Source organism: Pseudonocardia asaccharolytica DSM 44247 = NBRC 16224 (assembly GCF_000423625.1).
Lineage (GTDB): Bacteria > Actinomycetota > Actinomycetes > Mycobacteriales > Pseudonocardiaceae > Pseudonocardia > Pseudonocardia asaccharolytica.
This window is the reverse complement of the sequence record NZ_AUII01000039.1, coordinates 22337-30768: the sequence shown is the minus strand read 5'-3', so window position 1 is coordinate 30768 and position 8432 is coordinate 22337. Positions and strand designations below refer to the sequence as shown.

The following is an 8432-nucleotide window of genomic DNA, read 5'->3' as shown; positions in this document are numbered from 1 at the left end:
TTGCTCACGTGGGTGTCCTTCCCGGCCGCTGTGTCGATCACAGCAGCCGATCTTGGTCCACCCGCGGCTTACACCGTTCGCGTGACACGCCCGCGGACGACCCGGCTGCCCGGCATGCTCCTCGCCGCGGCGGCCTCGGTGCCGTGGCGTGCTCGCACACCCGTCGCGGTGCCCACATACAGGCTCCGTCCCATGTGTCAGCGCCGCAACGTATGTGCGAGCACCACGAACCCCTCATTTGCCGGGCATTCTTAGCTGGGCTGCGGGGTGCGGGCCGCCAGCGTCCCGGCCACCGCGAGCACCGCGATCGCGCCGAGCACAACGAGAAGCGGAACGGTCCAGCCGCCGGTCGCCTCACGCAGCGATCCGACGACCGTCGGCCCGGCGGCGGCCACCACATACCCGCCGCCCTGCACCATCGCGGACATCCGGCGGTTCTCGGCGACGCTGTGGGCGTGCCGCACGATCAGCGCGAAGATCGCGGTGATGCCGCCACCCTGGGCGGCCCCGCCGAGGGCGCACCAGACCGGCCAACCGGCCGGAGCCACCAGCAGGCCCACCACCAGCGCCAGCCATGCCACGCACACGAGTGCGACCACCCGCCGCCCGCCCGGCCAGCGGTGCAACAGCACGGGGACGCCGAACGCTCCCACCAGCGCGAGGATCTGGAAGATCGACGAGCCGGCACCGGCGGCGCGTTCGTCGAGCCCGCGCTCGTCGCGCAGCAGCAGCGGCAGCCATGCCGTCACCGCGTAGTAGGCGAAGGCCTGCCCGGCGAACGCGACCGTCAGGCCCCAGACCACCGGGCGGCGCCACCACACGGGGGCGCGGTCCGGCTCGGAGTCCTGCGACGCGGCGGCCGCGGCGGTGCCCTCGGCACACCCCCGGGTTGCCCGCCACCACACGAGGGCGGCGACGACGACGAGCCCGCTCCACGAGGCCAGGGCCACCCGCCATCCCGTCAGCATCGCGATCGGCACGGTGAGTGAGAGCATCAGCATCGAGCCGACGTTGAGCGCGGCGGTGTAGGCGCCCAGCACCGAATTCGCGCGGCGGGCGAGATCGCGGCCGATCACCACGGGCACCGCCACGTTGCCGACGGTGATCGCCAGCCCGATCGCGACGGTGCCGGCGAGCGCGGCAGGCAGCCCGTCGAGCGACCGCAGGATCGTCCCGGCCAGGATCCCGGCGAGGGCGATCAGCACGCCGCGCTCGAGCCCGCTGCGGGCCAGCAGCCACGCCGCGAGCGGGCTCGCCAGGCCGAAGCACAGCACCGGAAGGCTGGTCAGCAGCCCCGCGGTGGCGGCACCGATGCCCAGGTCGTGCGCGATGACGTCGAGCACCGGCGACACCGCGACGAGGGGTCCGCGCAGGTTGAGCGCGAAGAGCAGAATCGCGACCACGAGTAGCGCCGAGGAGGCCCGCGGCCTCGGCGGCGCCGTCCGCTCGTGGCTCACCGAGCGGTCACCATCGGGCCATCCTCGCCCGCGCCGCATGGCTCCGCTCAGCCGAGGGTCATCGCGTTCCCCTCGCTCCCGGCCGGGAGTGCCGCCGCGGATGCGACAGCGTCGCGACCAGTTCCTCGGTGCTCGACCTGGTCACCGGCAGCACCCGGCTCAGTCCGGTGAGCTCGAGCACCCTGGCGATCGCCGGGCCGTCGACGCTGGTCAGGTGCAGCTGCAGGCCGGCGGCCTTGGCGACCGCGTACAGCTCCAGCAGCGCATGCAGCCCGCTCGAACCGAGGAACTCGAGGTCCTGCAGGTCGATCACCACGTGGCGCCCACAGCCGAGATGGAACTCCACACGAGTGATCAGCTGCGGCGCCGTGAGCATGTCCAGCGCGCCCAGGGGACGAACCACCACCACCGTGGGTGCCGGGTGGTGCACGCGGATCTCGAGCGGTCCGCTCGGCGCGAGGTCGAATATCGAGGTCATCGCATGCCTCCCGGCATGAGGCCATGTCGCCCGGACGCCCGGGAACGCCACGTTCCCGGAAGTCGGGAGGGGATGGCGCTGGCTGGTCAACGCACGGCGGTGCACCAACCCTCCCGCACCCTCCGGTGTTCGGCAAGCGGAAGCCGGTGGACGCACCACGAGCCGCGGTGGTCGGCGACACATGAGGATCACGGCGCTTCGGTGTGACACTGGGTGTGCCCGGTTCGGTACGGCCGGGCGGGTGGCGCGGCTCCCCCTCGACGCGACATCCTCCCTGACCTCGCTGGCGGTCCAGGCCGGACCGCGGCGCGGCCCCGCGGGTTGGAGACCTCCGATGATTCGCCTCTGCGAGCGCTGCTACTCCCCGATCGAGCGCGGCGAGGACCACGTGCGCCTCGCCCACATCGACGGCGCCCAGGCCGACGGCACCCTCAGCTGGTGCTATAGCTACCTCCACACCGCGGCGTGTTGCGCCGTCGCCGGGGAGCGGTCTGCCGCCGAACCACCCGACACCGGGGACTGGAACCCGGTCCGGCGCGCCTTCTCCCCCGCCGCCGCCCGGTGGGCGGCCCGCTCGGCCCCGCGCTCCGCACGGGCGGGGCGGGGCCGCTGACCTCACGGCCGGAATCCGGGCCGCGCGGGATACGGACCCACCGCAACGGGTAGCCGGTGTCTGGGCGCTCGCCCCGTCGAGCGACGGACGGAGGACACCGTGGAACGAGGTAGTGCCAAACACGGGCCGCGCCACGATGACGAGCTGGCTGCGGAGTTGAGCGGCCAGCTCGGCGCGGGCGGGCATCGCGAGGAGTGGTTGGACCCGGAGCCGCCCGCCGACGACGACCCCGAGGCGCACGCGACGCCGCTGCGCAGGCCTGGAGCCGGCTCCGGTAGCCGGGATGTCCCGGACCGGCTGCGCCCGCAGGACCCCGCGCCGGCGCGGGGTCGCGACGAGAATGCGGGCGACGGCTCGGCCGGCCCACCGGAGTCGGGTGCCTCCGATGCCGAGGGGTGAGTGAGCCGGGCGCCGTGGGTCCGGCCCGGGGCTCGAGGCTGGGTCGTGCGGTCCCGCAGGGCGCATACTCGCACCGTCCGCGTTGTCCAAACGGCGCACCGGGGGGCGAGGTGCGTCTCGAGGTCCGGTGCAGAACCCGCCCGCGCAGCCCGAACGTTCCTGACCCGCCCCACCGCACGGAGGTTGCCGTGACCCCTGCCGAGCTGCTCTGCGACGCCTGCGGCCGGATCCGCGACGGCGTGCGCGGCGCCGTGGACTCGCTGACCGCCGACCAGCTCGCCTACCGGGTCGACGAGCGCGCCAACTCGATCGCCTGGCTGGTATGGCATCTGACCCGGGTACAGGACGATCATGTCGCTGCCGCGGCGGGCACCGAGCAGATCTGGACCGCCCAAGGCTGGGTCGAGCGCTTCGGGCTGCCCTTCGATCCCGCCGCCATCGGGTACGGCCACGACAGCGATGAGGTGGCCGCGGTCCGGGTGGAGTCGCCGCAGCTGCTCAGCAGCTATCACGACGCGGTCGCCGAGCAGACGCTGCGCTGGGTGGGGGGCCTGGCCGACGCCGATCTCGACCGGGTGGTCGACGAGTCGTGGGACCCGCCGGTCACCCTCGGGGTGCGGCTGGTCAGTGTGATCTGCGACGACCTGGAGCACCTCGGTCAGGCGGAGTTCGTGCGGGGCATCGTGCAACGCCGGATCGTGCAGGGCCGATGAGCGCCGCGAGCGGTCAGGCCGCCGCGGAGCCGAGCGTGGCGACCAGCGCGTCCACGTGCCGCTGGTAGTCGGCCCGCCCGGACACCGCCGCGGCGATCCGCAGCTGCTTGAGCGCCTCGCGCGGGCGACCGCGCCGCTCCAGGGTCCGGCCCAGCACGAAACGCGCCTCGGGGTTGCGCGGATCGAGCGCCACGGACAGCTCCAACGCCTCCTGCGCCCGCTCCAGCTGCGCGCAGTGGTAGTACGCGCGCCCGAGCAGGAGCTGTCCGGCCGCGCGGAACCGCAGCGCGTCGCCCAGGCGCCGCAACACCTCCAGCGCCCCCAGCGGGTCGCCATCCTCAAGGCGTGCCTGCGCCGCGCGCAGGCCTTCGGCCTCACCCATGGCCGCCCTCCGGTCCATCCATCACCGATGCCCTCCCGCATCGGCAGCCCGGGGATCCGGGCACGGCGGGCGAGGTTACCGGGGGGTGCCGCCCGGTCGAACGAGGGGCCCGCTTTGTCCCGCACATCCCTGGTCAGAGGCTCTGCATATCGCGATCTTGACGATCGTCACGATCGCTGCGAGGCTCGGCCGGGTGCCCCCGCGACGCTGCCTGGTGACCGGTGCGGGGCGCGGCATCGGGGCGGCCGTCGCCCGCCGCCTCGCCGCCGCGGGGCACGCGGTGGCCCTGTCCGCCCGCACCGAGGCGGAGCTCGCGTCCGTCGCGGGCCCGCTGCCCGGCGCGCCGCTCGTGCTCCCGGCCGACGTCACCGACCCCGAGGCCGCCGACGCGCTGTGCACCGCGGTCGAGCGGGCCTGGGGGTCGGTCGAGGTGCTGGTGCTCGCGGCCGGCGCCGGCGCGGCCGCCCCGCTGACCGACACCACCGACGCGGAATGGGAACGCATGCTCGCGCTCAACCTGACCGCGCCGTTCCGGCTGCTGCGCCGCGCGGTTCCCGCGATGGTCGACGCCGGGTGGGGCCGGGTCGTGGCGATCGCGTCGGTGGCGGCGAGGCGCGGCGAGCCGCTCGTCGCGGCGTACTCGGCGAGCAAACACGGCCTGCTCGGGCTCGTGCGGTCCGCGGCCGCCGAGCTCGCGGGCACCGGGGTGACCGTCAACGCCGTCTGCCCCGGCTACGTCGACACCCCGATGACCGACGCTACCGTCGCCGCGATCGCCGCCCGCACCGGCCGGACCAGTCAGCAGGCGCGGGCCGCGCTGGAGCGCCGGCAGCCGATCGGCCGGCTGATCACGCCCAACGAGGTGGCCGACGCCGTGCTGCTGTGCGTGTGCAGCGCGGCGATCACCGGTCAGGGGATCGAGGTCGACGGCGGGGCGGTGCAGGCGTGAGGCGGGCCCCCGGCGGATCCTGACCGGCGGCCGCCGCCCGCGGCCCGCGGACCTGGTCCGCGAGGTCCCGCAGCGCGCCCGCCTGGCCGCGGTCGCCGAGGCTGACCGCGGTGTGGCGGGCAGCACCTCCACCGCCGCCTGGGCGGCGGTGGCCGCGAGCTCCGCCGCGCGCCGGGCCAGCGGAATACCCACGCTCACCGCCCCCTCGGCGGCGGCCGTCCAGGCCCGGGCCAGCGCCAGCAGCGGCTCGCCGACCGCGATACCCGGATGCCGGCCCGCCTCGGCACGCCGGACCGCCTCGTTCGCTCCGGCGGCGTCCCCGGACATCGCGCACGCCAGGGCGAGGATGGTCTCGAACAACGTCGTCCAACCGCCGCCGTGGCCGGGGAAGTACGGACGGAACTGCGCCAGCAGCTCCGTCGCGGCGCCGACCTGGCCCCGCACCAGCGCGAGCCAGCCCTCGAGCTGGGACCGGAACACCGAGGGGAACACGCCGGCGAGCAACCCGCTCCACCGGTCGAGGCTCGCCTCGACGGCGTCCGGGGACCCGCCAGGCCGTGCCCGAGGACCTCCCAGTAGGCGATGTTCAGGACCAGGACGGGGGTCTCCGGCGCCCGCGCGGCCGCCGTGGCGCCGCGAACCACCAGCTCGGCGAACTGGTCGGGGCGGCCCCGCAGGGCGAGCACCCCGGCCAGCGACCAGGCGGCGTGGGTCTCGGCGTGTGCCCCGGGCTGCGTCCGAAGCGCGCGGCGCGCATCCCGCTCCGCCTCGGCCAGCCGGTTGTCCGCGGCCGCGAACCAGGCGCGCAGGCCCAGTCCTGCCGCGCCGGGCTCCGCTCGGTCGCGGCGAGCCCGGCGAACGCATCGTCGATCCGGCCCAGCAGGTCGAACAGGTTCATCACCCGGGCGTGCGCCACCCGCATCCGCTCGTGCCCGGTGAGCCGCACCAGCAGCGGCACCCCGATCGGCTCCCCGACCGCCAGCAGCTCGAGCACGGCACGCACCCCGGCAGGCAGGTCCCCGAGCCGGGCGTCGATCAGCGCGGCGTGCGCGCGGGCCAGCAAGCCGGCCCCGGCCGGTTCCGGGACGTTCTCGCCGAGCACCGGCACGAAGGCGCCGAGCGGGACGACTCGCTGGCGCAGACCCAGCGCACCCCGCGGGCATGACCGGCCGTCACGGCGCGGGCCAGGTGCGTGAGGAACCCTCGCTGTACACGGGGGGAGTCTGCCGAGTCGATCGCCCGGAGAGGAACGGGCGGTCGGCGTCCCACTCGGCGCGCGGCATCGCCCGCGCGAAACAGGTAGTCGACTACGTGACACGCCCGCGGCCGTCATCCAGCCTGGCAGTCCCGCTCACGATCTTCGGAGGTTCCGGGTGACCAGCCAACCGCCCGCCGCACCGGCCCTCGCCGCGGCTCCCCGTCGGGACCGACACCCCACCGCGTGGCGCGGGCGGGGTGGCGCGGTTCGTCCGCCGTGCGGCCGCAACGACGGTGGCAGTGGCGTGCCTGGCCACCGCGGTGGCCTGTGGCATGACGCCGCGGCACCCGGGCCGCAGTCGTCACCGGAGCTGCCCGGGATCGCGCAGTCCGGTGCGCTGCCGCAGCTTCCGAAGGACCCGGCTCCGGTGGACGCCTGCGGGCTGCTCACCACCGCCGAGGTGACCGAGCTGATCAGCGACCATGAGGTCCGCGGCGACCCGAATCTTGGCGCGGGTTCGTGCACGTGGCGGAACGGGGCCACCTACTCCTCGGTCAGCGTCAGCATCGGCCGCAGCGGCAGCGCGGCGGCCGGGCAGCTTCCCGCGGAGTCGGTCTACGGGCCGACCGAGCCGGGGCCCGACGGCATCCGCTTCGCCCCCGGCGGGGTCGCGGAGTTCGTGGTCGACGGACACGCCTGCGACATCCAGCTCGTCAGCAACCTGGCCGGCGAGGCCGAGCGGTCGACGGCCGTCCGGTTGGTCGGCCTGGTCCGTGGCCGCGTCTGACCCCGGACGAGGCCGTAGAGTCCCGGACAGCGGGCCGCCGGGCGTCCCGGCGGCCCGCGCACAGGGAGGCCTCGGTGACGAAGGACGACGGGAGTGCGCCGCGGCGGGTCGACCCGCCCGACCTGGCCCGGCCCAGCGGCTTCGCCCACGCCGTCGTCGGCACCGGGCGCACCGTGTACCTGGCCGGCCAGACCGCGCTCGACGCCGAGGGGCGGATCGTGCCCGGGGACGTCGTCGCCCAGTTCGAGCGGGCGCTGTCCAACCTGCTCACCGCGCTGCGCGCTGCGGGCGGCGAACCCGCGCAGCTGGCCACGCTGACCATCTACATCGTCGACATGGACGACTACCGGGCGCACGCCCGCGAGATCGGCGCGGTGTGGCGGCGGCTGGCCGGAACGCGGTACCCGGCGACCAGCGCCGTCGGGGTGGCCCGGCTGTGGGACGCCGAGGCGCTGGTGGAGCTGCAGGGCACCGCGGTGCTACCGGCCTGAGCCCGAACCGGGGCCTCAGGCGCGTTCTGTGGGTTCAGCTCGTTGGTAGGGCGATCTTGGCGACGGGGTGAGCGGCGATGGGGGCCGCGGTGCGGATCAGCAAGCTGTGGAAGGTGTGGGCGCCGTGACGGGCCAGGCCCAGGGTGTCGGTGATCTCGCCGAAGGCGGTCTCGATCCGGTTGCGCCCTTCCGCGATGATCTTCTTCAGGGTGGCCGACCTCGTCGCGCGCCGGGCCCGGGCGCGGCGGGAGGACCACCAACCCGTTCTTGATCAGGTCGTCGACAAGAACGTGGCAGTGGACGAACAGATCCTCGGCAGGCAACACGACAGGGCCCCTGACAGGTCGGCGATCTTCAGCAATCACCAGCCTGCGCAGGGGCATCTTCATGTCAACCCACAGAACGGGCCTCAGGCCGGTATCGGGTCGGCGGCCCGCCGCAGCCCCTCGATATCGATCTTGCGCATGCCCAGCAGGGCCTGGGTGGTCCGATGCGCCCGCGCCGGGTCCGGATCGCCCAGCAGCTCGGGGAGCACCGTCGGCACGATCTGCCACGACACACCGAACCGGTCCTTGAGCCAGCCGCACGGCCCCTGCTCGCCACCCCCGGACAGCCGCTCCCAGTAGTGGTCGACCTCCTCCTGGTCGGCGCACAGGACCTGGAAGGAGATGGCCTGGGTGAAGGTGAACTCCGGGCCGCCGTTGAGCCCGACGAACTCCCGCCCGTCGAGGCTCTCCGCATCCAGCAGGTGCAGGGTTCCGCGCGCGGCGTCCTCGGTCCCACCCGCGGGCGCCGAGTGGCCTCGGCTGCGGCCACCAGCGCGGGAAACGGTGCCGGCGCACCCAGGTGATCCGGCACCAGAATCACGTCGTAACCCAGCTGCTCGGCCCGCTCGTTGACCGCGACCAGGTTCACCCGAACCGAAACGGGCGTGCCACGGGCCCCTCCTCGTCCGCAACCGTCAC

General features: G+C 74.7%; 11 protein-coding genes and 1 pseudogene. 6 read left to right on the top strand and 6 right to left on the bottom strand.

Annotated elements, in window-relative coordinates:
• Nucleotides 1-251: 251 nt before the first annotated feature.
• Nucleotides 252-1457, bottom strand: a complete 1206-nt coding sequence (locus G567_RS30830) for an MFS transporter (RefSeq protein WP_037057920.1) — start codon at nucleotides 1455-1457, stop codon at nucleotides 252-254.
• Between the two features lie 58 nt (nucleotides 1458-1515).
• Nucleotides 1516-1935, bottom strand: a complete 420-nt coding sequence (locus tag G567_RS30825) for an STAS domain-containing protein (protein WP_051233452.1) — start codon at nucleotides 1933-1935, stop codon at nucleotides 1516-1518.
• A gap of 334 nt (nucleotides 1936-2269) precedes the next feature.
• On the opposite strand from G567_RS30825, the gene G567_RS0123040 reads away from it, so the two are divergent.
• From G567_RS0123040 to G567_RS0123030, 3 genes are all read left to right on the top strand, one after another.
• Nucleotides 2270-2548: a hypothetical protein gene (locus G567_RS0123040; RefSeq protein WP_028931811.1), complete on the top strand. Its 279-nt coding sequence runs from the start codon at nucleotides 2270-2272 to the stop codon at nucleotides 2546-2548.
• A gap of 99 nt (nucleotides 2549-2647) precedes the next feature.
• On the top strand, nucleotides 2648-2947 hold the full coding sequence (locus G567_RS35260) for a hypothetical protein (protein WP_037057919.1): 300 nt from the start codon (nucleotides 2648-2650) through the stop codon (nucleotides 2945-2947).
• Between the two features lie 188 nt (nucleotides 2948-3135).
• Nucleotides 3136-3660: a mycothiol transferase gene (locus tag G567_RS0123030; RefSeq protein ID WP_147201224.1), complete on the top strand. Its 525-nt coding sequence runs from the start codon at nucleotides 3136-3138 to the stop codon at nucleotides 3658-3660.
• Nucleotides 3661-3673: 13 nt separating this feature from the next.
• On the opposite strand, the gene G567_RS0123025 is transcribed toward G567_RS0123030, so the two are convergent.
• On the bottom strand, nucleotides 3674-4042 hold the full coding sequence (locus G567_RS0123025; protein ID WP_037057918.1) for a tetratricopeptide repeat protein: 369 nt from the start codon (nucleotides 4040-4042) through the stop codon (nucleotides 3674-3676).
• Nucleotides 4043-4199: 157 nt separating this feature from the next.
• Between G567_RS0123025 and G567_RS0123020 the strand changes: the two genes are divergently transcribed.
• Nucleotides 4200-4991 (top strand): SDR family NAD(P)-dependent oxidoreductase, encoded by a 792-nt coding sequence (locus tag G567_RS0123020; RefSeq protein WP_245585764.1) that lies wholly within the window; start codon nucleotides 4200-4202, stop codon nucleotides 4989-4991.
• Between the two features lie 586 nt (nucleotides 4992-5577).
• On the opposite strand, the gene G567_RS0123015 is transcribed toward G567_RS0123020, so the two are convergent.
• Nucleotides 5578-6099: a hypothetical protein gene (locus G567_RS0123015; protein ID WP_028931806.1), complete on the bottom strand. Its 522-nt coding sequence runs from the start codon at nucleotides 6097-6099 to the stop codon at nucleotides 5578-5580.
• Nucleotides 6100-6493: 394 nt separating this feature from the next.
• On the opposite strand from G567_RS0123015, the gene G567_RS34955 reads away from it, so the two are divergent.
• Together G567_RS34955 and G567_RS0123005 are read left to right on the top strand one after the other, a co-directional pair.
• Nucleotides 6494-6976, top strand: a complete 483-nt coding sequence (locus G567_RS34955; protein WP_028931805.1) for a hypothetical protein — start codon at nucleotides 6494-6496, stop codon at nucleotides 6974-6976.
• A gap of 74 nt (nucleotides 6977-7050) precedes the next feature.
• Entirely contained in the window at nucleotides 7051-7467 is a 417-nt protein-coding gene (locus G567_RS0123005) for a RidA family protein (RefSeq protein WP_028931804.1), read from the top strand.
• Between the two features lie 409 nt (nucleotides 7468-7876).
• On the opposite strand, the gene G567_RS36445 is transcribed toward G567_RS0123005, so the two are convergent.
• Both G567_RS36445 and G567_RS36440 read right to left on the bottom strand, forming a co-directional pair.
• The gene (locus G567_RS36445) at nucleotides 7877-8212 is read right to left on the bottom strand and encodes a VOC family protein (RefSeq protein ID WP_245585765.1); all 336 of its coding nucleotides are present in this window, start codon (nucleotides 8210-8212) and stop codon (nucleotides 7877-7879) included.
• Nucleotides 8213-8244: 32 nt separating this feature from the next.
• Nucleotides 8245-8382 (bottom strand): annotated as a pseudogene (locus tag G567_RS36440) (LLM class flavin-dependent oxidoreductase); the annotation flags it as partial.
• Nucleotides 8383-8432 lie beyond the last annotated feature (50 nt).

Coding starts and splice junctions, on each gene's coding strand:
- G567_RS0123025 (WP_037057918.1), bottom strand. CDS start 4,042: ATGGGTGAGGCCGAAGGCCTGCGCGCGGCGCAGGCACGCCTTGAGGAT.
- G567_RS0123040 (WP_028931811.1), top strand. CDS start 2,270: ATGATTCGCCTCTGCGAGCGCTGCTACTCCCCGATCGAGCGCGGCGAG.
- G567_RS30825 (WP_051233452.1), bottom strand. CDS start 1,935: ATGACCTCGATATTCGACCTCGCGCCGAGCGGACCGCTCGAGATCCGC.